A 25,885-nucleotide genomic window follows, 5' to 3' on the forward strand; every position below is an offset into this window, starting at 1 on the left:
TGGCCCGCCGCGCGACTAGCTGCGGACCGCAGCCACCGCCTTGACCAGCAGGTCGCGAGCGCGCTGCGTGTCGACCTTGGCGACCGGTTGGCCGGGTATCACCAGCGGGTTGGCGATCACGATCACCTGGTAGTCGCCGAACTGCGCGGAGTAGTCGTACAGCTCGCCGGTGTGCGCCGCGCCGTCCACCAGTGCCTGCAGCACGCGGTGGATGCCCTGGGTGTGCACACCGTCGATGTGCGGCGCCTCTACCACTTCAATACCGCCGCGGACCTGCGCACCGGCGAAGCCCACCTTGGTGCAGTCTTTTCCCGGATCGTTGACCGGCAGCGCCTGGGAGGTCTCCACCGCAATCGCCACGAATCGGTTGCCGTTGCCCTCGGCCGAAATTGCGGCCATGTTGCCCTCCAGACCGGGCGGCATGTCCGGCCCGACCGCCGTCTTGGCGCAGCCCGCCGGGTCGAAGCTCAGGCCTTCCGGGAGTTTGCGGGCGGCGAAGAACTGCGGGTCGATGGCGCGTGGGGTGACATTGGTGACCTTGAATTCCGGACCGAAACTGGATTTCACCTCGCTGATCTTGGCGATGTCGACCTTGGCGGGCTGGGAGGCGTGCGTGCCGCCGGAGCAGCCCACGAGCACACACACCGATCCGACTGCGAGCGACACCCTGACCATCGTCGCCAATCTACCGAACCCAGAATGCTCAGCCGCGTAACGTCGATACCGTTTTGACCAGTAGATCCGCGGCATATTGCGGCGGCAGCGGCGGCAGCATGGAGCCCGGGTCGGTGGTCAGCGAGGTGAATACGTAGTAGGCGCCTAGATACGCAACGAATGTGTATGCTCGCGAATCGATTTCGCTGCCCGATTCGACTGCGGCGCGGATGTCGGCCACCATTGCGCACGTGTCCGCACCATCGATGTGCGGGGCGTCGACCAGACCAACGCTCACCAGCGTGCGCCCGGCGGACAGATCCCAGTGCGCGCAGGCCGTCTGCACGTTGCGGTCCAGCTTCGCCAGGCCCCCGGACATCGTCACGACCACCGAGTCGACGATGCCGCCCGGTCCGGACGCGGACACGCCCTGCGCGTTCGGCTGGTGACCGTTACCCGGATCTGCCAGGGCCAGACACGGCGGCGGGTTCGCCGCGGTATCGCCGCCCAATCCCCAGAGGGCCTTCGGCGACGCGGCGCGGGCGGTGTTGCTCACCTCATAGCCCGCGGGCAGTTCGCGGGCGACCCGCCTGATATTGCCCGGGTTGACGACCGCGCCGGGCGGGCGACTTGACGTGGGTGCCGACAACGAGGCGGGTGCCGTCGTGGGCTGCTGCTGGGCGCAGGCGGTCAGCAGGGCCACCGCAAGGCCGATGCATACGCGCCGCATGATCGTTGATATCACGGCGGGCGGGTTTGGTCGGGGAGCTCAGCTGAGGACGTCGATGACCTGGCGAGCGACCTGCTTAATCTGTTCGGCCATCGAATCGTCGATCTTCAGTTCGCTGGGCACGTCGATGATGGTGGCGATCACCCCCACGTCCTCGCGCTGCCACACGGCGCCGGCGCGGTCCATGATGGTGCGCATCGGTAGGTTGTCGGAAAGCATTCGCGCGGAGAATCTTTCGACGCCGTCGACGCGGGCGGCCACCGAGAGTGCGTCGATCAGAAACGTTCCGATGCCACGTCCCTGATAGGCGTCGGCGACGGTGAAGGCGATCTCGGCGACCGTCGGGTCTTCCTGGTCGCGTACGAATCGCGCGTCTGCTACCGGGTCGCTGCCGTCGACCATCACCCAGACGAAGTGGTCGACGTAGTCGACTTCTGCCAGATAGTGCATCATCGCCAGGCTGGGCGCGCGCGCCGACATGAACCGTCGGTAGATGGTTTCGCTGGAGAAGTGGACGTGCCCGTGCACGGTTCGTTCGCTGTCGCCGGGCAGAACCGGACGCAGCATCAGCTCGGATCCGTCGCGCAGCCGCACCGGAATCGGTGTGATGAAGGCGGCCAGTCGCTGTCGAACCGTACGCACCAGCCGGTCCATGATGCCGGGAATGTGCACCATCTCGTTCAAGGCGCCCCGGTCGCCGACCCAGCCGGTGAGCGGTTCGATGGTGGCGATCGTGGCCGTTCGCGGGATATCGCGCAGCAAAGCAATTTCGCCGACGATCATGCCAGGCACCGCCTGTTCGATGATCACCGTGTTGTCGGCGCCGACGTGCATCACCTCGGCACTTCCCGACGCGATGAGCAGGAATGACACCGCCTGCTCGCCCTGCCGCATCAGCACTTGGCCAGCCGGGGCAGACAGGGGGGCTAGTCGGGACGCCAGCGGCAGCAAATCCTGCGTCGGGCAGTCCCGGAAAATGTCCATCCGCGCGAGTTCTTCGACCCCCATGCCGGTCAATTCGGCCATCCCTCCGCGGTCTGCTGGGCCCCAGGCTAGGACGTGGGGCGCCGCTCCGGCAAGGACGCCCACTAACCTGAGGGCAGGGAGGAGCCGCCAAACAATGATCGATAACCAGGATCGAGTGGAGTTGACGCGCAGTCTGCTCACCCAGCCCGCTGTGCTGCGGCACGGCTTCCTCGATGTGCTCGGCGAATCGACCGCCTCCCCCGTGCCCACGTTTGCCCAGCTCGCGATGAACAGCCCGTTCGTCGCCACCGTCTATGAACAGTTGTGGCGCCCGATGTCGTTCTACCTGGCCAGCGGTGTCACCACCGGCGCCGAACAGCGGCGCGCGGCGACAGCCCTGCGGTTGCGCGGTGCCACCAGGCTGCTCGATGTCGCATGTGGGCCAGGAAATTTCACCGCGCCGCTGGCCGAGCAACTAACCACGGGAAGCCTCGCGGTCGGATTCGACATCTCCGAGCCGATGCTGACCCGCGCGGTTGAAGATAACAACGGACCGCGGACCTGCTACGTGCGCGGTGACGCCCGCGAATTGCCGTTCGACGATGAAACTTTCGACGCGGTGTGCTGTTTCGGCGCTCTGTACCTGATTCCCGATCCGTTCCAGGTAGCGCAGGAAATGGTGCGGGTGCTGGCCCCCGGTGGGCGCATCGCCATCCTGACCAGCTATTCCGGTCAGCCGCAACCGCTCAGCTTCGCGCTGAGCGCCGGCGCGCGCCTCATCGGGCTCACCATGTTCGACAGTGACGCTTTTGTGGACCTGTTCATCTCGGCTGGTCTGGTCGGCGTGGAGCAGCAGACCCAACGCGTGTTGCAGTTCGTGACCGCCACCAAGCCGAGCTGAGGTCCCGAGACCTTAAGAGGCGGCGGCCGCGCAGATGCCGAACAACCGAACTACGGGCGTGCCCGCTTCGTAGTCCAACGTCGCCGCGCCGTCCGACGTCAGGGTGACCATCGGCGGCTGTCCGTCGCGCTGCGACACCTGAATACTGTCCACCTGAAAAAGACGGAACTTGCCGCCGGTGCGGGCGGCATCGGGGATTGCGAGTGAGTATCCCGGCTCGACGGCTTCAACGGGAATCTTCTGCAGGTAGTACTGGGTGCTCATTCCGTCGACTTTAGAGACGTTGCCGGACACAATTCGACACAGAAACGCGATCTCAGCGAATGTTCAGCTGAATTTTGGACGTTCATCAGGCTGTAGGGCGGATCGCCGTCCGGGGCGGTGACTGAGGGCCGGCGGGACCAGTAGCGTTTGATTCATGGTCGACGGTTGGAGTGTTAGATGAGTGTCGCCGGCTTGGTGCTCGGCGTGGTTGCCACCGTGCTCGCCGTGGCGTCCCTGGGCTGGCAGATCGGCACCTACCTGCGGCAGCGGCCGCGTCCCAGACTCACGGCCGTCATCGGCCGGCTGACGCCCGACGGTTTGGTGACCAACGACGCCAGCGCCGACGTCCGCGAGTGCCTCAGCAATGTCGCCGAGCAACTCGAGGATCTGGTCATCGGGGTGAAGGTGGTCAACGCCGGCCGGGTGCCGTTTCACGTCGACGGGTGGGCGATACGTTGCGGTCCGGACGGCACCTCGTTGATTCCGATCGGGAAGCCGATCGCCGGTGCCGACGTGCCGCACGACATTCCGCCCGACGGCAGCGCGGTGTTCTTCACCGAGTTGCAGCATGCACAACACTTCAGCGCCGACACTGGGGGCCCCACCGATCAGCCGTTAGTGCTAACGGTGGCGTCGGGCACACGCACGTACGCAACCAAACCTATTGCGCCCGAGATCTTTTCAACCAGTTAGCGGCACTCGGCCAATGCGCAGCGTGACCTGCGGGCTTTGGCCGAACTCGTCGCTGTAGTAACCGGCGAAGCGCCCCAAATGCGCGAATCCCCAGCGGTGGGCGATCTCGCCCACGGTGGCCACGGTGCCGTTGGCGGTCAGCAGGTCGCGGTGGGCGTGGTGTAGCCGCACCAGCCGTAGGTATTCGGTCGGGGTGCAATCGCGGTGCTTGCGAAACGCGTACTGCAGCGTCCGTGGCGTGACGTGCACCGTCGCGGCAATATCCGCGAGCGAGATGTCAGCGCGGGCGTTCTCTTCGATGAACCCCATCGCGCGGCGCAGCAGTTGCGGTGTGCCGCCACGCAACTCCGCACTGGCTGGTTCCGGAGATGCGGTGCTGGGGAAGGACCCCAACAACAGCGCTGCCAGATATTGCTCCACACCGCCGCGGATCAACGGGTTCTGGTCTGCGTCGCCCGCCGCGGCGCGCCGCAGGTATTCGATGCAGTCGAAGAGGTACCGGTTTGCCGCCGCCGACACCGGAGTCGAACCGGTCAGCTGGACGGGTTCGCCCCACGGCACGGCGACTCTGTCAAGGATGGACCGCTCGACGACCAGGTTGCGGTAGTGACCAGCACGAACTTGGCCCCTATAACCTTTGCCGTCTTGCGCGCCGAACACGTAGACCTCGCCGGGCCAGCAGAAAGTCGCCTGCCGCTGATGGCTGGCTTGAAGCGCGCCGGAGACCACACCGCTGATGACAATCGATTCCGGCGGGTCCATCTCGTAGCTGAAGCCGCATCCGTAGTCGATGGCATCGATGCCGATGGAACCGAACAAGCTCCGCTCGATCCGGATCGAGGTGGGCGCACTGTCGGTAGTCGCGTTGATGCGAATTTTGGAGTAGTTGGCACTAAGCGCGATCTCGGCCTCGTCGAGATCGCGTGTGTCAAGCAGGACCGTGGATTCCACAATGACCTTCGGAGCAGGGGACACCGTTTCGGCGTCCTTCTGAACCGAATGTTCATTCTAGCTGCGGGCGCCGTGTTGCGCACGGCGTGCTTCGTTGGCACCTCCGACGTGCGGCACGGAGCCCGGCGCGCGGCGAAATGGCCGGCCGCATCATGTTCGACGAATTGCGTCGCGTCGGCATCGGACTGTTCATGACGAACCGGACCTCTCCACATGGATTGAGTTGCGCCACAACGTCACTCGTTGGTTGCCGTCAGTCGGTTGCCAGCCACTATCCGGCGCAACAGGGACGGCCGAAGAAATTCCTTGGGATGCTCGAGGAGTTGCATCTGTCTGAATAGCGCCTCGGTGATTACTACGTCGGTCGCCGCCGCCACGTAAAGCTTGCCCATTGCGAGACTAATGAACTTCTTCGGCTTCGACTGCCAACCATCAGACGGGACAATGGTGAAGTCGAAGAACCGATTCGCCCGCCACATCGGTGACAACGTCTCGGCGCAGGCGCGAAAGAATCGAAGGCTTAACTGGTCGCTGCCATCGGATATGCACGTTTGGAGCGCCGAAGCTTGTAACGCCGCTGAGGTCATCCCTTGGCCGTACACGGGATTGAGGCTGCATACGGCGTCGCCCATGACGAGTAATCCCGGTGGAAACCGAGTGAGCTTGTGATAACACCGCCAAACGCTAGCGGGATACCGCTGAGTGGATACCTCGCCAATCGGTTCCCCAGTGCGTAATGCCGCAGCGACGTGGTTCGGCACCGACGCGGAAATTGAGTCAAGTAAGCCTGGCAGGTCTTTGGGTGTCTTCCTGCCAGCAAACCCGATCACCGTGGCGATGACGGTCCCGTTTTCGTAGGGCAACAACCCAAAACCCTCCGGCCTGTCGAGTGTGGGAATTTCCAACACGGCTCGCTCGGCAAGCGTCCCAGGTGCCAAGCGGAAGAATTGGCTGGAGTAGCTCAGATCGATCGTGTACCTGCGTTCAGGAGGCCGCTGATAACCATTAGCCTCCAAGAACGCGGGGGTGCGGGCAGAGCGACCGGTCGTGTCGATCACCAGGTCAGTCGTCAGCACGAGTTCCTGGCCGGTTGCGCGCTCGACCACGCGCGCACCCGTGACCCGACCAGCGGGGCCGATCACCATCTCCGCCACGTCGTGGCCATCCATGAACGTGACGTTGGTAATCGACCGCACCCGCCGTCGAATTATCCCTTCCAGCAGTGGGCGGCTGGCCAAGAACACGACTGTGCCCTCGGATCGTGTGAACCGCCCCGAACGGCAAAAGACGATGTCACCGACGCCCAGATGGAACAGGGCCGGGTCGTCGGGGCTGTCCAGGACGATGGCACCTGCCGCTTCGAGTTCCTCCAAGAGACCCGGAAACAAGTCGACGATGTACGGCACACCTCTGCTGAGCATCTGATGCAGATGTCGCCCTTGCGAAACCCCTCGCCGCTGGGATGGGCCTTCCGGCAACTTGTCACGCTCGACCACAGTGACTGCGTCGTAGAAATCCGACAGCACCCGCGCCGCAAACAGGCCAGCGATACTCGCGCCGCAGACCACTGCGTTCTCATTACGCATGTCGCCGGTCCCTCCCGAAAGAGTCCCCCACCAACGCCACACTGGCAGTGCGCTCCACCGCTGTCTACCAACGGACGGACCGAATCTGCTTGAGATATCGCGCTGCTGAAAGTGCCCTCCGAGCGGGTCCGCTAGTCCTGACGTGCTCAAACTCTGTGGAGCTAAGGGGAATCGAACCCCTGACCTACTCGATGCGAACGAGTCGCGCTACCAACTGCGCCATAGCCCCTGACCGCTAGCAGGCTACCAGCCAGTCTCGCAAAGGTCCGAACCGCGGGCTACTGGCCGACGGCGCGGGGAAGGTCGCGCGGCCAACCGTAGTTGCGCGAGGCCACCGCATAGTCGAGGTGCTCGAAGATCGGGTCCTCGTCGTCGATCTCGAGGACCACCGCACCCGGGCGCCGCAGCCGCGAGGGCACCACGTCGTAGTCGCGATCCTCGGTGTTCTCCACACCCATGCGTGCGCGGGCCATCCGCCGCATCCGGCGCCGACGTACCTGCTCCTCGATCTTGGTCTGCCGGCGCAGGTAGGCCAGGTAGAACATGGTGATCGTGGTGGCAGTCCCGCACACCCACCAGGCGAGCGACGTCACCTCGAACGCTGCGATGGCCGAACCGATCAGGACCAGCGCCATCACTACCAACACCCGTTTGCGGAACGCGTACTTGCGGGCACTGACCGCCGCGGCCGTCGTGTTGTCGTAGCGGCGCCGCCGCGACGCCCCCGACGCGTAGGTCAGCGGGGCCTCCTCCTCGTCGTCCTCCTCCGGCTCCAAACCCGAAGAGTCGTCGACATATTCGTATTCGTCCTCGGCGAGATCCTCGTCGGACTCGTCAGCCTCTTCGGCCTCAGCGGTGTGCTCAGCGGCTGGTTCGTCGTCGTCTTGGCTCGCGTCGACTTTGAGCGCGAGCGGTGCGACACCGTCGGGGGCAACGCTGGCGCCCGCCGGCAGCGCGGGAGCGTCCTCGTCGACGACGTCGACGTCGAGGTAGTCGTCCGCGGTGTCCATCTCGGCCTTGTCAGTCTTGGTCAGAGCCGTGACCACAGATCGTTTGCCGACCATCACGTCGGTGTCGGCGTCGTGGTCCTTGTCGGCATCGGCGTAGGTCCCGTCGATGCGGTCGGTGTCCCACTCCTCTTCGGGCTGCCAGTCGGGATCACTGCGGTGACCGGCCGCGGGTCCGGTCCGTTTGAGCAGGCGAGAGCCGGCGCCACCATTGAGGACTCTGGTCGCCAAGGCCACATCGCTGGTGCGCCGTACCGCGTCGCGTTTGCTGATCAGCATCGGCACCAACACGAACAACCAGAGCACCACAAGCGAGATCCACAACAACGATTGCGGGATGCTTGGCATGATGACCTGCTCTCTTCGGTTCCGCTATCCGCGAGGCACCTCGTTGGCCTGCGCGGCCGGGTCTCTGTGACCAGGGCAATTACACACCTGTAATTCGCCCCTTTCAAGCATCACACGCCACATATGTCACGCGAGCCACACTTTTATTTCGGTTTTCTCAAGCGTGTACGTCGTCTACGCCCAGCTGGCGCGACCAGCCCGAACCAGCGTCGACGCCACCGACCCGTAGACCTCTTCGACCGTCAGCCCCACCAACAGATGGTCGCGCCAGGCCCGGTCCACCTCGAGATACCGCCGCAACAGCCCCTCTTCCCGGAACCCGACCTTCGCCAGTACCGCGCGGCTGGCCGCGTTCTCCGGCCGCACCGTGGCCTCCACCCGGTGCAGCCCCACCGGGCCGAAGCAATGGTCCAAGCCCAGGGCCACCGCCCCCGTCGCCACCCCGCCGCCGGTGCAGTCGCTGGACACCCAATAGCCAATCCACGCCGACCGCAGCGCCCCGTGCGTGACATTGCCGATGGTTAGCTGCCCGCAGAACTGCCCATCCAGCTCGATCGCGTACGGCAGCATCCGGCCCTTGCGCGCCTCGGCACGCAGACTCGAACACACCGCCGGCCACGCCGCGGCAGAATGCCGGACCGCCCAGTCGCCGTCGGTGCTGGGTTCCCACGGTTCGAGATGCGCGCGGTCGGCCGACCGAATCCGGCTCCACTGCGCGCCGTCACGCATCCGCACCGCCCGCAGCCGGATCACCCCAGCGGCAACCCGCAGCGGGCCCACGGTCATCGGCCAGCCCGGATGCCGGGCGCTGGAACGCAGCAGATTCACGCGCGGTCGCGCTCAGCCGTGCTGAGCCAGGAAGGCAACGTCGACGATCTCCCCGGTCCGGATCTGCTCGGCCCCGCTGGGAACCACCACCAGGCAGTTGGCCTCGGCAAGAGTGGCCAGCAGATGCGACGACGCCCCGGGCGCGCCACCCAGCGCCTGTACCAAATACTCGCCGCTCTCCTGATCACGCATCAGCTGGCCGCGCAGATACCCCTTGCGTCCCGCCACTGAGGTGATCGGCGACAGCGTGCGCGCCTGCACCACCCGGCGCATGGGGTGGCGTCGCCCCAGCGAAAGACGGATCAGCGGACGCACCATAACCTCGAACACCACCAGCGCGCTGACCGGATTGGCCGGCAACAGAAAGGTGGGCACACCGTCGCGCCCGAGTTGTCCGAATCCCTGGACCGAGCCCGGATGCATCGCGACCCGGACCACCTCCATGTCGCCAAGTTCGGACAGCACCGAACGCACCCCTTCGGCCGCGGCGCCGCCCACTCCCCCCGCGATCACCAGGACCTCGGCCCGGTTGAGCTGGCCCTCGACCACCTGACCGAGTTCCTTCGGGTCGTTGCTGACGATGCCGACGCGGTTCACCTCGGCACCGGCATCGCGGGCGGCGGCGGCCAGGGCGTAGGAGTTGACGTCGTAGACCTGCCCATTGCCCGGGTTCCGGGAGATGTCGACGAGTTCACCCCCGACGGCCATCACCGACACCCGCGGTCGTGGATGGACCAGTACCCGCTCCCGGCCGACCGCAGCCAGCAGCCCCACCTGGGCGGCACCGATAATCGTGCCCGACCGCACCGCCACATCGCCGGGCTGCACGTCGTCGCCGGCCCGGCGGACGTAGGCGCCCGACGGCGCGCCGCGCAGGATCCGGACTCGGTTCATGCCACCGTCGGTCCAACGCAACGGCAGGACGGCATCGGCGAGTGTCGGCAGCGGGGCACCGGTCTGCACGCGGGCCGCCTGGCGTGGCTGCAGCCTGCTTGGGGTGCGCGCGCCGGCTTCGATGGTTCCCATCACCGGCAGGGTCACGACCTCACGACCCTCGGCGGCAATCTCGCCGCCGTCACCACCGAACGCCACTTCGACCGGACCTGAATCACCGACTCCGAGCACGTCGACGCTGCGCACCGCGTAGCCGTCGATGGCGGCCTGATCGAAACCGGGCAACGGGCGTTCGGTCACCACCTCTTCGGCACACAACAGTCCCTGTGCCTCGGCGATGGCAACCTTGATCGGCCTCGGAGCCACCGCGGCTGCCGAGATCCGTGCCTGCTGCTCCTCCACAGAACGCACAGTGCGCCTTCCTGCTGCCGGCCTGCGACTACTGTTCGGTCAGGCCCAATCGCGCTACCAACCACCGCCGAAGTTCTGGGCCGTAGTCGTCACGATCCAAGGCAAAGTCAACCGCAGCCTTGAGGTACCCGCCGGGATTTCCCAAGTCGTGTCGGGATCCGCGGTGCACGACGACGTGGACCGGGTGCCCCTCGGAAATCAGCAAGGCGATCGCATCAGTCAGCTGGACTTCGCCGCCGGCACCCCGGTCGATGCGGCGCAGCGCATCGAAAATCGCCCGGTCGAGCACGTAGCGGCCGGCCGCCGCGAGCAGGGATGGCGCGTCGTCGGTCTTGGGCTTCTCCACCATGCCCTTGACCTGGAGGACATCAGGATTCGAGCTGTCCGAAACAGGCTCGACGTCGAAAACGCCGTAAGCGCTGATCTCGTCGGGCTCGACCTCGATGGCGCACAGCACGGTGCCGCCGTATTGCGCCCGCACCTGCGACATGGTCTCCAACACCCCGGTTGGGAGCACCAGGTCGTCGGGCAGCAGCACCATCACCGCGTCCTCGTCGGCTGCCAGCGTCGGCTCCACGCAGCCGATGGCGTGGCCCAACCCGAGCGGCTCGGCCTGTACCACCGACTCAACCTTGATCAGCGCGGGCGCTCGACGGACCTTGGCCAGCATGGCTTTCTTGCCGCGCGCTTCGAGGGTGCCCTCCAGCACCAGGTCCTCAACAAAGTGGGCGACCACGCCGTCTTTGCCTTCGGAGGTGATGATCACCAGCCGTTCCGCGCCGGCTTCGGCCGCCTCCGCGGCTACCAGCTCGATGCCCGGAGTGTCGACGACAGGAAGCAGCTCCTTGGGCACCGTCTTGGTCGCGGGAAGAAACCGCGTTCCCAGCCCGGCAGCGGGGACGATCGCCGTGAGCGGGATCGGGTTTTGCGAGCGTGGAGACATCGATTCACACCATAACCCGCTGGACGGATGTGGCGGCGGGAAGACCGTAGCTGTCATGGTTGACGGCATGGCGGACGACGGTGGCGCAGCCAGCAAGGCCGCATGGCGGGAACGGCTGGCGGCCGGACGTCGCGGTGTTGCCGACGACGTCCGCGCCGCCGAGGCCGCGATGCTTACCTATCATGTCGAGCAGGTGGTGACCAGCGGGATCACCGTGTGCGCGTATGTGCCAGTGGGGTCGGAGCCGGGCTCGACCGGCATGCTTGACGCGTTGCTGAGCCGTGCCGGGAAGGTGCTGCTGCCGGTGGCACGCACCTCGCCCACCGACACCGCGCAGCGGCTGTGGTGGGGAGAGTACCGATCCGGCGACCTGGTGACGGCGCGATGGGGGCTGCGTGAACCGCCCCAGCCATGGCTTCCGCCGTCGGCCCTGGCCGAGGCTGCTCTGGTACTGCTGCCAGCACTGGCGGTCGACCGGCGCGGCGTGCGGCTGGGCCGAGGACGCGGCTTCTACGACCTGTCCCTCCCACTCCGCGATCCCCAGGCCAGCTTGGTTGCGGTGGTGCGCGACACGGAACTCGTCGACAGCTTGCCGTGCGAACCGCACGATGTGCCAATGACCCATGCGCTCACTCCGGCACTCGGGCTGATCCCGCTGCCGATGCGGGAATGATCGCGATCACGTGGCGGTTCTAGCACTTAAGACGGTAGAGTGCTAACTCAGACTTACTTATCCCCCGGAGGTTTTTGTGCCCACGTACAGCTACGCGTGCACCGAGTGCGGCCACCGCTTCGACAAGGTGCAGGCATTCACCGACGACGCGCTGACCACCTGTGAGCAGTGCTCCGGCCGGCTGCGCAAGTTGTTCAACTCGGTCGGGGTCGTTTTCAAGGGCAGCGGGTTCTACCGCACCGACAGCCGTGAGGCGAGCAAGGCGGAGAAGAGTTCGACCAACGGGTCCTCGTCTTCGAGCGACTCCGGGTCCAGTGCCACGTCCACGTCGAGCGACAGCAAGTCATCCGCATCGAGCGAGAAGTCGAGCAGCGCCGCCGCGTCGACGGCCGCCGCTTCGTAAGCTAGCGCTTATCCACAAATAGATCCCGGCCTGACTGCGCTGGTGCTGCACCGCGTCTAACGTGTGCGGCGTGCGGGAACCGTCATCGCTCAATCCCACTCTGCTCAGCCGCATTTCAACGGGACTGCGCCCGGACTGGGCCCGTACCATGCTGGCCCGAAGGATCGCCGCGGGCGGACTCGTGGCGCTGGCCGCGGTGGCGGCACTGCGCTCCGATCCCGAGCGCGATCGCGTCGAGGTGTTGGTGGCCGCGCACGACTTGAGCCCCGGCGTCGCTCTGACCGCAGCCGACGTGCACATCGAAAAGCGTTTGGCAACAACAATTCCCGACGGTTCACAAACCAACATCCAGACGGTGCTCGGCTCGACGCTGGCCAGTCCCGCGCGGCGCGGCGAGGTGCTCACCGACGTCAGCTTGTTGGGCAGCCGGTTGGCCGAGTCGACGGCCGGCCCCGGTGCCCGGATCGTGCCGCTACGCCTGGCCGACAGCGCACTGGTCGACCTGGTCAGGGTCGGCGACGTGGTCGATGTGCTGGCCGCGCCGGCCAACGAATCCCCCGCGACCGCCCGACTGATAGCCACCGATGCGGTGGTGGTGCTGGTCTCTACCAAGCAGAAAATCCAGGCGGGCGACAACGACCGTGTTGTGCTGGTCGCGTTGCCAGCTCGGCTGGCAAGCACGGCTGCCGCTGCAGCACTGGCGCAGACCGTAACCCTCATCCTGCATTGACGGGCGCCTACTGCGCACGTCCGGCATCTCGCCGGTGGCCGCACCGGGGTGCGACCGCTACCGACCGCTTCTTACAGCACCCGGTAAGGGTTGGCATCGTCTCGCTCCCCCGCGTTGTGCTGGTTGAGCGCGCGAATGGACACGTCATGACCCTCGGCGGCCTGCCGCAACGCACCGACCGTCGCCTTCTCGCGAGGGATGCGGGCAAACGGGTCGAACGAATACCAGTTCATCGCGTTGAGGTGAGTCATCTTGTCGACTTCATCCTCCGGCACGCTTTCCGCGGTAAAGACTTCCCAGAGCTGCTCTGGTGCACCCGGCCACATCGAGTCGCCGTGCGGGTAGTCGGCCTCCCAGGCGATGTTGTCGATGCCGATCTTGCGACGCAGCGCGGTGCCCACCGGATCGCTGATGAAGCAAGCAAGGAAGTGCTCCCGAAACACCTCGGACGGGAGCTTGCCACCGAAGTCTTGATGGGTCCACGTCGAATGCACCTCGAACGTGCGGTCCGCTCGCTCCAGGAAGTACGGGATCCACCCCGTGCCGCCCTCGGCCAACGCGATCTTTAGGTCCGGGTAAGCCTTAATTGCTTTGGACCACAACAGATCCGCGGCCGTCTGCACGATGTTCATCGGCTGCACGGTCATCATCACGTCTATCGGCGCGTCGGGTGCCGTCATCACCAATTTGCCGGAGGATCCGAAGTGGATGTTCATCACGGTGTCGGTGTCACACAACGCCTTCCACAGTGGATTCCAGTAAGGATCGTGAAAGCTGGGGTAACCCATCACGGACGGGTTCTCGGTGAAACTCAACGCGTGCACGCCCTTCTTCGACACCCGCCGCACCTCCTGCGCACACGCCTCGGCATCCCAGATCACCGGCAACGCCATCGGGATGAACCGTCCCGGGTATGCCCCGCACCAATCGTCGATGTGCCAGTCGTTGTAGGCCCGTACCAATGCCAGCGAGAACTCCGGGTCGTCGGTGGCAAACAGCCGTCCAGCAAATCCCGGAAAGGACGGAAAGCAGATTGAGGCAAGGACGCCACCTGCATTCATGTCTTTGACCCGTTCGTCGATCTGGTAGCAACCGGGCCGGATCTCGTCGAGACTCTGCGGTTCTAGGCCGTACTCGTGCTTGGGGCGGCCGGCCACAGCGTTGAGTGCCGCATTGGGGATCACTCTGTCACGGAATTTCCACACGTCCGAGCCGTCCGGGCTACGCACCAATCGGGGTGCATCGTCCAAATACTTTCCCGGCAAATGATTCTCGAACATATTCGGCGGCTCGACCGTGTGATCGTCGACACTGATCAGAATCATGTCATCGCTGTTCATCATCACACCTTCGAAGACGCAATCCGGCCACGATGCGACTGGACCGTAGGGAACTGAGGGCAGGATTCTTATTGGCTCCGCGCTGCTCATGCGGCAACACTTCTTGGCGACGGAAAGGAGTCATGCGCAAGCCCTGGGGCTGGACAATCGCCCAAGGCCGTTCACGAACGCGCACTTTCGGCTCTAGTGACAGATGCCAATCACGCAAAATTGTGGCGGCGGTGACCAGCATTTCCGTCATGGCGAATGCGTCACCTATGCACTTGTGTTTGCCAATACCGAAGGGGATAAAAGTATGCCGCGGCACCGGCGCCGAGTGCTCTGCGGCCCAGCGGTCCGGTTTGAATGCAAGGGGATCGTCATACACCGTTGGATCCCGGTGAATCGCGGTAGGGCTAAAAGCTACCTCCACCCCGGCCGGAATCTGGAACTGCCCCAAGCGAACCTCCTCGACGGTTCGGCGGGTCAGGATCGAGTTCGGCGTATGCAGACGCAAAGCCTCGTGGACGACCCGTTTCAGCAGCTCGAGATCGCGAAGGTTGTCGTAAGTGATGGGCTCGGCGCCCAACTTGTCGTCGAGTTCGCGGACAACCTCGCGCTCGATCTCCGGGTGCCGGTCCAGTTCATAGAACAGCCAAGACAGTGTGGTGGAGGATGTCTCGGTGGCCGCGAGCAGCAGGGTGAGCACCTCGTCTCGCACCTGGCAGTCGCTCATCGGTTGGCCGGTGTCCTCGTCGCGGGCCTCCAGCAGCATGGCCAGCGCGCTCTGGCCACCCTGGCCAGAGCAGCGATACGCCGCTACGAGCTCCGCGACAAGCTCGCGTACATCGGCGATCGCGCGCTGAAACCGGCGGTTGACCGGAATGGGTAACTGGGCCAGCCACTCGAATGGGTAGAACGTCTGCCAGATAACGCCCTGGTTGATAGCGATCAGCGCCTGCTCGACCCGGGATACCGCCGATTGGCCGACATCGGTTTGGAAGAGCCCTCGGCACACCACCGCCAGTGCCATCGTGTGAATTTCGTGGGCCACTTCGATCGACCCACCCGGGCGCCATGCCCGCGACAACGTCTGCGCGGACTCGGCCATCACCGCCGTATATCGGGCGATCTGCTGGCGGTGGAAGGCCGGTTGGAGCAACCGTCGTTGACGGCGGTGAAGTTCTCCGTCCGAAACGAGCAACCCTTGCCCGAGAGCCTTGCCGGCGCGTTCGAAAAGCGCTCCGCGAGTGAAGGATTCGGACTGCGAGGTCATCATGTCTCGCACCAGATCGTGCGAGGTGACCAGATAGGCGACACGTGGGCCCAGGTGAATGGCGACGACGTCGCCTACTGACCGAAGCCGCGCCATGTATCCCAGGGGGTCGCGGGCCAGAGCCCCCAGATGCCCCAGGACCGGCAGCCGACCGGGGGCGACGGGTGGTGTCCGCACCCCGGGTGGGATGGCGACCGTCATTTCGGTCCGCCGTCAGAGCGACGAGGACGCACAAGCGTGTAAGCATCAACCATCTTCGACAGGCAGTAGGCTTGCGAAAGTTCTTCTAACGCTTCAGCAGCCGACGGACTCATGGGCGCCGACGCTAACACTTCGATGCCTTAGTTTTAAGGCCATTGATGCTGCACCGCGCACAATTGAGTCATTTGACTGAACCGCCCTGACAGCAGACAGCACGGTGCTGGCATCGCCCTACCGTCCGTGAGTTTGCCGCGCAATTGGTTGGCATCGCCGAGCCTCTGTCATTCATGGCACCTACCAGTGCCAGGAATGACAAGCATCTGTGCCGTTCGCGGGAAGTGTCTGCGCAGGAGACGGCACACTTGCTAGTCTGCGCCATCAATGATGGGACCCGCCGAACCTCGGTAGGAGACCCAGCAGATTTGTCGACCAGGGACTGCATCGAATCCGCTTCGCCTCGAGATTGCCTGCCTAAGCCCGGGAGGAGCACTATGCTACTTGCGTACGATCTGCAACAAGCACTCGCACCACACCGGGGCGGCGCCCGGTCGATCGGATAATTCCATTGCGGCACATGGTGATTGGATGATCTCCTACGACAGCGAAGATAGACCTTCAGCCAACCCGGTGGTGGCCGATTGATCGATCGGGTAGAGGAACTAGGCGCGCTGGAGTCGTTTCTCGATGGCGGCGGCCCCTGCGGAGGCATGTTGCTGCGCGGCGAAGCCGGGGTCGGCAAGTCGATGCTCGTGCAGGAGCTCTCGGACCGAGCGGCGGCGCGGGGTCGGCGGGTATTGCGCTGCAGCGGGGTCGAAGCGGAGGCCTCTTTCGTGCTGGCCGGGCTCAGCCAGCTGGTCTACCCGCTGCGAGACTTCATCGGCGACCTTGGGATCGAGGATCAGCGCACGTTACAGACAGTGCTGGGAGTGCCATCCGACAAGGCACCATCCGTTAGCGGGCTTACCTTTGCTTTGTTAAACCTCTTGACCGCGGCAGGCGACGTCAAGCCGCTGCTGGTGGCTCTAGATGACGCGCATTGGTTCGACGATGTCAGCGCCCGGGTGATCGCGATGGCCGGCCGACGACTTGATGTCGCGGCGGTGCGCCTAATTGCCGCGTGCCGCGCCGAGGTACCAAACGCCCTGGCCGACGGAGGATGGCCGCAGCTGATGCTGGGTCCGTTCGACGCGGAGTACTCCGCGAGCTTTCTGGACGAGCTCGGTGTCGACTTGACGCCGACGGCCCGCCTGGCGGTGCTCGACCAGGCCGCTGGCAATCCGTTGGCCCTGGAGGAACTCTCACGGTGTGCGCTGGAGAACGCGTGGACCCACGAAGCACCGTTGCCGCTGACGCAGCGCTTGGTCGCAATCTTCGGCGAAAGGCTGAAAAGCCTCGACGCGGCCACCAAGACCGAGCTGCTCCGCGGCGCCCTTGACGGCCCCGCGGCACCCGATGTGATGTCGGCCCCGCCGCGAAACCGCTATGTGATGGAGGGGATTGAGGCCGCCGTCGAGTCCGGCATCCTGATTATCGACAGCCGCGGCGAAATGGTGTTCCGGCATCCCCTGGTCCGTGCTGCAGTGATCCAAGCCTCGAGCGCGATACACCGCCGTGCTGCACACGCACTGCTCGCCGACATTTATCCCGATGACCTGGTACGCCGTGCCGCACATCTTGCCGACGCCACCGTCGGTCCCGATCAAGCGGTGGCCGATACCCTCGCCAAGGCGGCCGAAGTCACGATCCGGCGCGGCGGTGCACGGCAGGCAATTCGGTCGTACCGTCGCGCCGCCGAATTGTGTGAGGAGTCGCGACGCCGAGAAGAACTGTTGGCAGACGCGGCGTTTGTCGCGTTGCAAGCCGCGCAACTCGACGAGGCCGAGCGCCTCCTGGCGGATGTAGATCTGGGTGCGCGTGCGTCGAGAACCGCGGTGCTTACCTCGTCATTTATTTCGTTATACCGCTACGGCGATGTGACCGCGACGCATCGGTACCTCGTCGAACGACTGCAATCGGGTGATGACCTTGACCGCGACTCCCTCACCCGGATGGTCAACTTGCTGCTTGCGGCCAACATGTTCGCCGCAGATCCCGTTATGTGGGGTATTACCGATACGCTGGTCGACTCGCTCGCCAGCAGGCTGGGCGAGCTGACGCTGATCTACCGGGACGCCTGGGCCGATGTGGCGCGCCGCGGCCATGGCGTGCGGCAACGGCTAGACGCGCAATTAAACCGGCTCCCGGAGCTGGATCCTTGGGATCTGATGCGGCTTGGCCTGTCGGGCTACTACGTCGACGTGATCGAGGACTTCCGTCCAGCCCTAACTCGCATGGTTGATCGCGAAATCGACGGCGGTGCGGCTACTATCGCGCTCGCGACGCTCGCGCTGGTCATGGTTTACCAGATAGCGACGGGCCAGTGGGCGGAGGCGCTGCGCTCCGGCCAGCGCGGAGTGTCCTTATGCAGCGAGCACCACTACGGCCTATTCGGGTGTCAGTTCCGAAGCTATTTGGGCCTGCTCGCCGCCCACCAGGGCAATGTCGAGCGTGCCCGCGCCTTCGCCGCAGAGGTGCGGGTATGGGCAGAGCCACGGCGGGTGGGCTTCTGTCTGGGCAACGCCCAACAGATCGCGGTCCTGTGCAGTCTCGCCGAAGGCGATTACGAATCGGCCTACCTACACGCCACCGCAATCACCGCAGTAGGCGAGTTCCCGCCGTATTCGCTGCACGCCCCCCGCACCTTGTTCGATTTAGTCGAGGCCGCCGTGCATACGGACCGGCTAGCTGAAGCGCGCCAGCACCTGCAGGCAGCCGAACGCCTCAAGTTTGGCTATGCCACACCGCGATTGGCCATCGCGATCGGCGCTGCGGCGGCCTTGTGCGCCTCGGACGAACTGGCTCCGGCGCTGTTCGAGAAGACATTGCGGCACCCCGATATTGCTGCGTTCCCCTTCGAGCACGCCCGCGTGCGCCTGGCCTACGGGATGCGCCTTCGCCGGTTACGCCGCTACAGCGTCGCTCGGGTGGTACTGGACGCCGCGGAAGAAATCTTTTCTGGCCTGGGCGCAGAACCGTGGGCCCAGCGAGCACGCAGTGAACTTCGCGCAGCAGGCACCTCGGTACACCACTCGGCCACCGGGGGGCCCGCTCCGCTCAGCGCGCAGGAACGCCGCATCGCCGAATTGGCCGCCAAAGGGCTGACCAACAAGGAGATCGCCCGGCAGATGAGTCTCTCGCCACGCACCGTTGGCGCGCATTTATACCGGTTATTCCCGAAGCTAGGCGTTACCCGGCGCGCCGGATTGCATGACGCTCTCAAGGCCATCGATGCTGCACCCCACACTATTGGGTCATCTGACTGATCCCACCTAGTCCGCCAGGCGCAACCCTGTGCATGTCCCCGCGATGAAGCGACGAAGCAATGAAGCGGGACCAGGGCAAGGAGCACCGCATGGCGGTCACGCGAACACGGGTGAAGTTCGCCGATGGACTTTGGCGGCATTCGCGGACCGCCGGACGGCTCCGCTACCCCGACCAACAGCGGGCAGCGTACGCACGACCCGCGTCCAGCCCACCGGGATTCCCCCCGCCGCTACCAGATAGCCGCGAGGCACAATGCGGCCGCTGTCACACTGCGCCAGTCTTCTGGCGTCAGCGCTAAAAGCGTTGCACCTCAGGCATTTCAAACGATCTCTCCATCCTCATAGCTACGACGGCCGGTTACGCCCAACCACATGCGATACCAGGAGGCTGCGAATGTCAGTTGACGCTACTCGCACAAGTGAGTCGTCTCGTTCTGGCTTAGACGTCTTGCGGCGTGCCCAGTGTGATTGTGACCCGTTCTTACGCGACGCAATTGGATCACTCAACGAACCGCTAGCGACGATGGGCGGCTACCACTTCGGATGGTGGGATGCCGATAAGGGAGGTGCGCCAGCCACGTCGGGGAAGTCGCTTCGGGCGGCCCTCGTTTTTGGCGCCGCGCGGGCTTGTGGATATCGCGGCGACGCCACGCCCGCTGCGGCAGCCGTGGAGCTTATTCACAACTTCACGCTGCTTCACGACGATGTCATGGACGGTGATTCGACGCGCCGGGGCAGAGCCACCGTGTGGAGGGTATGGGGGGTTAATAACGCAATCCTGCTGGGGGACGCGCTCCACGCCTTAGCGATACGGATCTTGACTGAATCACTCGGGCAGACTGCGGCTCTGAGCGCGATCGCGCGGCTGGAGCAGACTTGCCTCGACCTATGTGTAGGCCAACACGAAGACTGCGCCTTTGAGCGGTGCATGAGCGTGACGGTTCCCGACTACCTGCGCATGGCAGCCGGCAAGACCGCCGTGTTGATGGGCTGCGCGTGCGCATTGGGTGCGCTGAGCGCCGGCGCCGACGCGACCACGGTATGCGCATTAGACCGGTTTGGTTACGAGCTCGGCCTAGCGTTTCAAATCGTCGACGATCTGATTGGGCTCTGGGGAAACCCCGCTGCGACAGGAAAGCCGGTCGGCAACGATTTGGCCCGCCGAAAGGCGACATTACCGATCGTTGTCGCCCTTAGCTCTACCGGCGAGGCGGCCGTCGAACTGGCGAAGCTGTACAAGTCCGATCACGCGATGACTCAGCAGGAGATTGTTCGTGCTGCCGACCTGGTGGAGGCCGCGGGGGGCAGGGAGGCCGCGCAGCGTTACGCAAACGAGCGGATGCACGCCGCCATGACCGCGCTGCCCGACTCAATGAAGTCGAGCGAGCTCGTTGCGTTGGCGCAGTTGGTTATCGATCGTGACAAGTGAGGCCGACCGATGAGACGTAACCGTGTCCTGGCGCCGCATCAATCTGGCGACGACTCGCCGCTGGAGTCGAAAGTCGTTGTCCACAAAATTCCCACCGCACCGGCGGCATTGCCGCTGGTCGGCCACAGCGTGCCGTTGCTGCGTGACCCACTGTCGTTCCTGCGGTCCTTACCCGCCCAAGGCGACCTGGTGCGGATCCGGATCGGTCCCGCAGCCGCCGTGGTGGTGTGCACCCCTGAGCTCACCCACCAAGTCCTTTGCGACGACCGCACTTTCGACAAAGGCGGCTTTTTCTTCGACAGGTTCAGAGAAATGCTTGGCGACGGTATTGGCACCTGCCGCCGTAGCCAGCACCGACGGCAGCGCCGCCTTTTGCAACCGGCTTTCCACTCGCAGCGGTTGCCCGGCTATGCGGAGACCATGGTCACCCAGGTGGATGCGACGGTCGGGAGCTGGCGTAACGGACAGATCATCGACGTGCCCACGGAGATGATGACGATCACCAGCCGGACGCTGCTCACCACAATGTTCTCCAATAGTCTGCCTGCCTCCGTGTTGCGGGACGCCCTCGACGATGTTGCCGCCATTTTCGAGGCCCTGTATTGGCGGATGCTGACGCCGCCGCCGTTGGATCGGTTGCCCACCCGCGGCAACCGTCGCTACAACCGCGCCCTGACCCGGTTGCGTCATGCGGTCGGTTCGGCAATTGCCGACCGACGTGCCGATGGCGGCGATCACCGCGACCTTCTCTCGGCGATGCTGAGCGCCCGCGATGTCGATAACGGCGACGGCGCCCTGACCGACGCCGAGGTCGTCGACCAGGTCGTGTCGTTTTTCGTTGCGGGCACCGAGACCACTGCTCTTACGATCGCCTGGGCGCTGCATTTGCTCACCCAGCACCCTGATATCGAACGACGCCTGCACACTGAGATCGATGCAGCCCTGTCGGGCCGCTCAGCCACTCACGCCGACTTGCCCCGGCTAGGGTTGGTCAGCCGCATCGTCACCGAGACCCTCCGCCTCTACCCGCCGGGGTGGATCATTACCCGCCAGGTCAGCGCCGATACCTGCCTTGGCGACCATCGTATTTCGGCCGGGGCAACGGTGATCTTCAGCCCATACCTGATCCACCATCGACCTGATCTCTACCCTGACCCCGAGCGCTTCGACCCCGACCGGTGGCTGCCCGAGCGGGCCAAGGCTGTCCGGCGCGACGCCTTCATCCCCTTCGGCGGCGGTGCGCGCAGGTGCATGGGTGATCAGTTCGGCATCACCGAGGCCGTACTGGCCTTGGCTACCATCGCCGCCAACTGGCGGATGGAGCCGATTCCTGGCCTGCCTGTCCACACAGCCGCGGAAGCGTCATTGCGCCCACGAGGACTCCGCTTGGTTGCCATTGCTCGCACGGATGACCACACCCGCGAGAAAACCGGCGCACCTCAAGCGAGCCGACAAATTGGTTAACTCGGAGGTGCGCTCGTGACCATCACCGCGGATTTCACGCTGCCCGAAATCCATTGCCCGTTTCCGTCCGCCTTCGCCCATTCACGTCACTCGGCCGGAGCCGAAGTAAAACAGGCAATGTCGACCGTCCTCCACGGCAGCACAGGCAATTCAGTTCGGCGAGCCGTCTCAGGAATACATCTTGTGGACTATGCCGGCCGCCTTTATCCCGACGTGACGGCGGACGGGCTGCAGACAATCGCCTGGTACTTTTCCTTCTTCTCCCTGCTAGACGACTGGTCCGAACAGCAGGACGGCGACGGACACCCGGATACCCCGGGGCTGATCCAGCACCTTCACCGCGCGGCACTTCGGCTGCTCGACTACCCCGACGCGGATAGCAACGATCCCCGCATTCTTGAACTGGCCCACGTTGTTCGCCCACTCAGTCGGCTTCTCAGTGCCACAGCCAATCCGGACATTGTCGAACGCTTCCGGATCGCTCTCGAAAGAGCCCTGCAAGCCCGGATTTGGGAACTTGATCACCTAAGAACCGGGAGTGTGCCGTCCTTGGCGGTGTATCCGCGGTTGCGGCGGCAGAGCTCGATGGCCCTTCCCCTGCTCGAGCTTCATCCGGCGCTCCTGGAACTGCCTACCACCGCGCAGTCGCTGGACCATCCAGCAGTCCGACAGCTGCGCACGATGCTGCTCAACTGCGTGTTGTGGAGCAATGACTTGTTATCGCTGGCAAGGGAACTACGTGAACGGTCTTGCATGAATCTCGCCCTCGTCTTGCAGGAGGACCTCGGATGCGATCTCCAACGAGCCGTGACTGAGGTTGGCCAGATGATCAAACGAGAAGCCCTCGCATACCTTCTCCTCAAGGAGCAGCTCCCTCGCATAGGTATCAGTTCATCGGACGAATTAGCTTCCGTCACAGCGCTTCTCGATCGCGAGGAACGGTGGTATGCCGACTCGATCCAATGGCATAAATCCCCGCGCTATCAGGGCGACCCAGTGCAGGCGCAATGACACCGCAACCAAGCACAGCACGGCAAGTCAACCACCCCACGATTGGAGAGCAGCGATGACCATAGGCATCTTGGACGCCACAGACGCGAGGGATATCCGAGCCGCTGGATGGGCCGGCATTCTGGCCGTCATCCCCGGAATTGTGGCGAACTTTCTAACCGGTACCCCGCAGGAGCCCTATCCCAATTGGGCCTGGACCGACCAGCATCTGGTCAGCTACTTCGCTGGCCAGCAGTCGGCGGTCGCCGTGCAGCTCCTGCTCACGAATGCGGGTTTCGTCTTACTGATATGGGTGGTGGCCGGCGTGAAACGAGCGGTACTCACCGACACCCGGCCGTCGCTACACACCGACCTGATGGTCCCATCCGCCGCGATAACGACGGTCGCGCTACTGCTAGGCAACGGCCTCTACTGGACCGCGGGGTTACGGGGCTTCCCCCCGCAGTTGGTTCGACTCGCTTTCGACATGCTCATTACCTCCGGATACATCGGTGTCATGATCAGTGCGGCGGTCATGCTCTTTAGCGTCGGCATCGCCATGCGGCGCAGCGCGGTCTTCCCCAAATCACTGGCGATCGTCACGCCCTGGGCGGCCATTCCACTGGCCGCCGGCCCATTCTGCTTGTTGGCCGACTCCGGCCCGGCGGCACCCATCAGCTTCTTGAGCTTGGTCCCGTACTTGGTGCTTTACGTCTGGCTCGCGGTCACCGGCGTCGTCATGTTACGACTCACCGCCGCCAACCGCGTCGCACTCAGCCAGTCGACCGACTAGACGCATACCTATCAACAGGGTTGGCAACTCAAATCTGCACAGCCACCGACACTTTGGAGACCGGTATGAATACGCCCATTCAACGAGCCATCACATACCTCGCCGAACAGCACGCCATCGGTTATCCGAACGCGGTGCACAAGATGGGTTCCTACTCAACCGCGAAGTTTGTTCAACTCGCGGCCGATCACCTTGGCCTCACTGCAGACCAGGTACACAAATTCTCCACATTCACGTGTGAGAACAAGGCGTATCACGTGGCGATGATCACGGACGCCCTGCAAGACGCGGTCGAGGCGGGACATTCCCAATGCCAAGCGATGGTCGATGACAATGTCGACTATCTGCTCGGCTGCCGGGATGAAATATCCTGGCGCTACTTTCCCGGGTTCGATCCACTACCGTACGACGCCGACAGTCTTGGCCAGATAACACAGGTGCTTGTTCGAGCGGGGCGAGCGGAGCCCGAAATACTAGAGAAAGCATTCGAACTCGCTGCCCTTAACGCATGGCCAGACGGCCCCATAAGTACTTTCTTCGCGACCGATCCGAACGACAGAATCACTGTCAACAAGATCTGGGGCCGTGGGCGCGACGACAGCGGACGCGACGCCGAGGTCGTCGCCAACCTTCTCTACGGGGCCATGCTCTATCAAGATAGAGTGGGCGACTCACCATTAACCCCACTGCTGGAAACAGCAACCAAGTGGCTGACGATTCAACAACAGCCGATGGGGTTCTGGCGTGCCGCATGGTATGTCGGCACCTCCTATAGCACTTATATTGTTGTGCGCCAACTTGTTGCGGCGGGTGGCTACCAGGAATCAGTTGACCATGCGGTCCGCTTTCTCAGCCAAGCACCTGCGCCCGATCCGCTGAACCGAGCCCTGGCGATGCTGGCGATGACCGCGACGAACCGCACACCCGATCGCGAGGACCTAGACCTTCTTCGGGACACCCAATTCCATGATGGATCCTGGGAAGCCATCCCGCTGCTGGACAACCACGCACGAATCTGGGGAAGCCGCGCAGTCAGCACCGCCATCTGCCTCAAGGCACTGGTGCGGCAGGAGTCTCAGTGACTATTGCCGATTCCCCGCCGCAGCTGCAGTCGCAGTTATCCACTACCACAGTACTTTTAGCGTCGCCACGCTCATTCTGCGCGGGTGTGCAACGGGCCATCGAAACGGTTGAGCGGGTGCTCGATCGTGCCACGGGGCCGGTGTACGTGCGCAAGCAGATTGTGCACAACCGCACAGTAGTCGCCGAATTGAGCTCCCGTGGAGCAATTTTCGTCGACGAACTGGACGAGATCCCCGATCCACCCGCCCTGGGTACCGTCGTGGTCTTCTCCGCTCATGGCGTGTCCCCGGCAGTGCACGCGGCAGCCAAGCAACGCGGACTGGAAGTCGTTGATGCCACCTGTCCGCTGGTCACGAAGGTTCATGTGGAAGCCACGCGGTTTGCCGGGCGGGGCGACACGGTGCTGTTGATCGGACACGCTGGACATGAAGAGACGGAAGGCACGCTGGGGGTTGCTCCCGAGTCAACCCTATTGGTACAGAACGTAGATGACGTAGCCAGCCTGGATCTCCCCGGAGACGCCCAAGTGTCGTACCTGACTCAAACGACGCTAGCGTTGGATGAAACCTCCGACGTCATAGCTGCGCTGCGTCGGCGGTTCTCCAGGCTTAGCGAACCGCCGTCAGAAGACATCTGTTACGCGACGACCAATCGCCAGCGCGCGGTCGACGCAATCGTCGGGCAATGCGATGTCCTGCTGGTGATCGGGTCACAAAACTCGTCGAACTCGCAGCGGTTGGTCGAGTTGGCCCGACGGCGCGATACTCCGGCCTACCTAATCGACGGGCCAAGCGATATCGACCCGAGGTGGCTGGATGCAGTGGCAGTGATCGGCGTCACTGCTGGCGCTTCGGCGCCACCGCAGCTGGTTGAGCAGGTGGTCGACGCACTGCGGCAGCGCGGGCCGATTGATGTGGTCGAAGACCCGGTGACGACGGAATCCGTGCGGTTCAACCTGCCGCGAAAGGTGCGCGCGCTGTGACCAT

Annotated in this window: 24 protein-coding genes and 1 tRNA gene; 12 read left to right on the plus strand and 13 right to left on the minus strand. The window is 64.2% G+C overall.

Going from position 1 to position 25,885, the window contains the following annotated elements; genetic code table 11:
* Positions 1–15 precede the first annotated feature (15 nt).
* The 3 genes from H0P51_RS23070 to H0P51_RS23080 are packed head-to-tail and all read right to left on the minus strand — an operon-like array spanning position 16 to position 2,410.
* A complete protein-coding gene (locus tag H0P51_RS23070; protein WP_180915156.1) occupies positions 16–675 on the minus strand; it encodes a DUF5642 family protein in 660 nt (219 codons plus the stop codon).
* A 28-nt stretch (positions 676–703) separates the two neighbouring features.
* Complete coding sequence (locus H0P51_RS23075) at positions 704–1,384, minus strand: DUF5642 family protein (protein ID WP_180915157.1); 681 nt, start codon at positions 1,382–1,384, stop codon at positions 704–706.
* Positions 1,385–1,423: 39 nt separating this feature from the next.
* A complete protein-coding gene (locus tag H0P51_RS23080) occupies positions 1,424–2,410 on the minus strand; it encodes a GNAT family N-acetyltransferase (protein ID WP_180915158.1) in 987 nt (328 codons plus the stop codon).
* 94 nt (positions 2,411–2,504) lie between these two features.
* Between H0P51_RS23080 and H0P51_RS23085 the strand changes: the two genes are divergently transcribed.
* On the plus strand, positions 2,505–3,251 hold the full coding sequence (locus H0P51_RS23085; protein WP_180915159.1) for a class I SAM-dependent methyltransferase: 747 nt from the start codon (positions 2,505–2,507) through the stop codon (positions 3,249–3,251).
* A 12-nt stretch (positions 3,252–3,263) separates the two neighbouring features.
* Here the strand turns inward: H0P51_RS23085 and H0P51_RS23090 are convergent, their stop codons facing one another.
* Positions 3,264–3,515, minus strand: coding sequence for a hypothetical protein (locus H0P51_RS23090; RefSeq protein WP_180915160.1), 252 nt, complete (start codon positions 3,513–3,515; stop codon positions 3,264–3,266).
* 177 nt (positions 3,516–3,692) lie between these two features.
* On the opposite strand from H0P51_RS23090, the gene H0P51_RS23095 reads away from it, so the two are divergent.
* The gene (locus tag H0P51_RS23095) at positions 3,693–4,208 is read left to right on the plus strand and encodes a hypothetical protein (RefSeq protein WP_180915161.1); all 516 of its coding nucleotides are present in this window, start codon (positions 3,693–3,695) and stop codon (positions 4,206–4,208) included.
* Here the strand turns inward: H0P51_RS23095 and H0P51_RS23100 are convergent.
* The 7 genes from H0P51_RS23100 to H0P51_RS23130 form a co-directional block, all read right to left on the minus strand.
* On the minus strand, positions 4,197–5,183 hold the full coding sequence (locus H0P51_RS23100; protein ID WP_246398159.1) for a helix-turn-helix transcriptional regulator: 987 nt from the start codon (positions 5,181–5,183) through the stop codon (positions 4,197–4,199). The genes H0P51_RS23095 and H0P51_RS23100 overlap by 12 nt on opposite strands.
* A 212-nt stretch (positions 5,184–5,395) precedes the next feature.
* On the minus strand, positions 5,396–6,745 hold the full coding sequence (locus H0P51_RS23105; protein ID WP_180915162.1) for an FAD-dependent oxidoreductase: 1,350 nt from the start codon (positions 6,743–6,745) through the stop codon (positions 5,396–5,398).
* A 156-nt stretch (positions 6,746–6,901) separates the two neighbouring features.
* Positions 6,902–6,974: transfer RNA gene (locus H0P51_RS23110), tRNA-Ala, on the minus strand.
* 49 nt (positions 6,975–7,023) lie between these two features.
* The gene (gene sepX / locus H0P51_RS23115; RefSeq protein ID WP_180915163.1) at positions 7,024–8,100 is read right to left on the minus strand and encodes a divisome protein SepX/GlpR; all 1,077 of its coding nucleotides are present in this window, start codon (positions 8,098–8,100) and stop codon (positions 7,024–7,026) included.
* A 174-nt stretch (positions 8,101–8,274) separates the two neighbouring features.
* Positions 8,275–8,928, minus strand: coding sequence for a GNAT family N-acetyltransferase (locus H0P51_RS23120; RefSeq protein WP_180915164.1), 654 nt, complete (start codon positions 8,926–8,928; stop codon positions 8,275–8,277).
* Between the two features lie 12 nt (positions 8,929–8,940).
* Positions 8,941–10,233: a molybdotransferase-like divisome protein Glp gene (glp, locus tag H0P51_RS23125; protein WP_180915165.1), complete on the minus strand. Its 1,293-nt coding sequence runs from the start codon at positions 10,231–10,233 to the stop codon at positions 8,941–8,943.
* Between the two features lie 28 nt (positions 10,234–10,261).
* Positions 10,262–11,176, minus strand: a complete 915-nt coding sequence (locus H0P51_RS23130) for a UTP--glucose-1-phosphate uridylyltransferase (protein WP_180915166.1) — start codon at positions 11,174–11,176, stop codon at positions 10,262–10,264.
* 55 nt (positions 11,177–11,231) lie between these two features.
* Here H0P51_RS23130 and H0P51_RS23135 point away from each other — a divergent pair, with 55 nt between their 5' ends.
* The 3 genes from H0P51_RS23135 to H0P51_RS23145 all read left to right on the plus strand — a co-directional run bounded on the left by H0P51_RS23135 (position 11,232) and on the right by H0P51_RS23145 (position 12,982).
* Entirely contained in the window at positions 11,232–11,849 is a 618-nt protein-coding gene (locus tag H0P51_RS23135; RefSeq protein ID WP_246398161.1) for a 5-formyltetrahydrofolate cyclo-ligase, read from the plus strand.
* Positions 11,850–11,925: 76 nt separating this feature from the next.
* Positions 11,926–12,252, plus strand: coding sequence for an FmdB family zinc ribbon protein (locus H0P51_RS23140; RefSeq protein WP_180915167.1), 327 nt, complete (start codon positions 11,926–11,928; stop codon positions 12,250–12,252).
* 70 nt (positions 12,253–12,322) lie between these two features.
* The gene (locus tag H0P51_RS23145) at positions 12,323–12,982 is read left to right on the plus strand and encodes an SAF domain-containing protein (protein WP_246398163.1); all 660 of its coding nucleotides are present in this window, start codon (positions 12,323–12,325) and stop codon (positions 12,980–12,982) included.
* 71 nt (positions 12,983–13,053) lie between these two features.
* Here the strand turns inward: H0P51_RS23145 and H0P51_RS23150 are convergent, their stop codons facing one another.
* Positions 13,054–14,322: an amidohydrolase family protein gene (locus H0P51_RS23150; RefSeq protein WP_180915168.1), complete on the minus strand. Its 1,269-nt coding sequence runs from the start codon at positions 14,320–14,322 to the stop codon at positions 13,054–13,056.
* Positions 14,309–15,778, minus strand: coding sequence for a cytochrome P450 (locus tag H0P51_RS23155; protein ID WP_180915169.1), 1,470 nt, complete (start codon positions 15,776–15,778; stop codon positions 14,309–14,311). The genes H0P51_RS23150 and H0P51_RS23155 overlap by 14 nt, the downstream gene beginning before the upstream one ends.
* A 638-nt stretch (positions 15,779–16,416) precedes the next feature.
* On the opposite strand from H0P51_RS23155, the gene H0P51_RS23160 reads away from it, so the two are divergent.
* The 7 genes from H0P51_RS23160 (at position 16,417) to ispH (ending at position 25,881) form a co-directional block, all read left to right on the plus strand.
* A complete protein-coding gene (locus tag H0P51_RS23160; protein ID WP_246398165.1) occupies positions 16,417–19,140 on the plus strand; it encodes an AAA family ATPase in 2,724 nt (907 codons plus the stop codon).
* Positions 19,141–19,534: 394 nt separating this feature from the next.
* Positions 19,535–20,569 (plus strand): geranylgeranyl diphosphate synthase IdsB, encoded by a 1,035-nt coding sequence (gene idsB, locus H0P51_RS23165; protein WP_180915170.1) that lies wholly within the window; start codon positions 19,535–19,537, stop codon positions 20,567–20,569.
* Positions 20,570–20,578: 9 nt separating this feature from the next.
* Positions 20,579–22,033 carry a cytochrome P450 gene (locus H0P51_RS23170; protein ID WP_180915171.1) on the plus strand — a complete coding sequence of 485 codons (1,455 nt, stop codon included), beginning with the start codon at positions 20,579–20,581 and terminating at the stop codon, positions 22,031–22,033.
* Between the two features lie 15 nt (positions 22,034–22,048).
* The gene (locus H0P51_RS23175; RefSeq protein ID WP_180915172.1) at positions 22,049–23,044 is read left to right on the plus strand and encodes a terpene synthase family protein; all 996 of its coding nucleotides are present in this window, start codon (positions 22,049–22,051) and stop codon (positions 23,042–23,044) included.
* A gap of 55 nt (positions 23,045–23,099) precedes the next feature.
* Complete coding sequence (locus H0P51_RS23180) at positions 23,100–23,816, plus strand: hypothetical protein (protein ID WP_180915173.1); 717 nt, start codon at positions 23,100–23,102, stop codon at positions 23,814–23,816.
* A gap of 65 nt (positions 23,817–23,881) precedes the next feature.
* Positions 23,882–24,898: a prenyltransferase/squalene oxidase repeat-containing protein gene (locus H0P51_RS23185; protein WP_180915174.1), complete on the plus strand. Its 1,017-nt coding sequence runs from the start codon at positions 23,882–23,884 to the stop codon at positions 24,896–24,898.
* Positions 24,895–25,881, plus strand: coding sequence for a 4-hydroxy-3-methylbut-2-enyl diphosphate reductase (gene ispH, locus H0P51_RS23190; protein ID WP_180915175.1), 987 nt, complete (start codon positions 24,895–24,897; stop codon positions 25,879–25,881). The genes H0P51_RS23185 and ispH overlap by 4 nt, the downstream gene beginning before the upstream one ends.
* Positions 25,882–25,885 lie beyond the last annotated feature (4 nt).

Origin of the sequence: Mycobacterium vicinigordonae (genome assembly GCF_013466425.1) — a bacterium.
GTDB classification, from domain to species: domain Bacteria; phylum Actinomycetota; class Actinomycetes; order Mycobacteriales; family Mycobacteriaceae; genus Mycobacterium; species Mycobacterium vicinigordonae.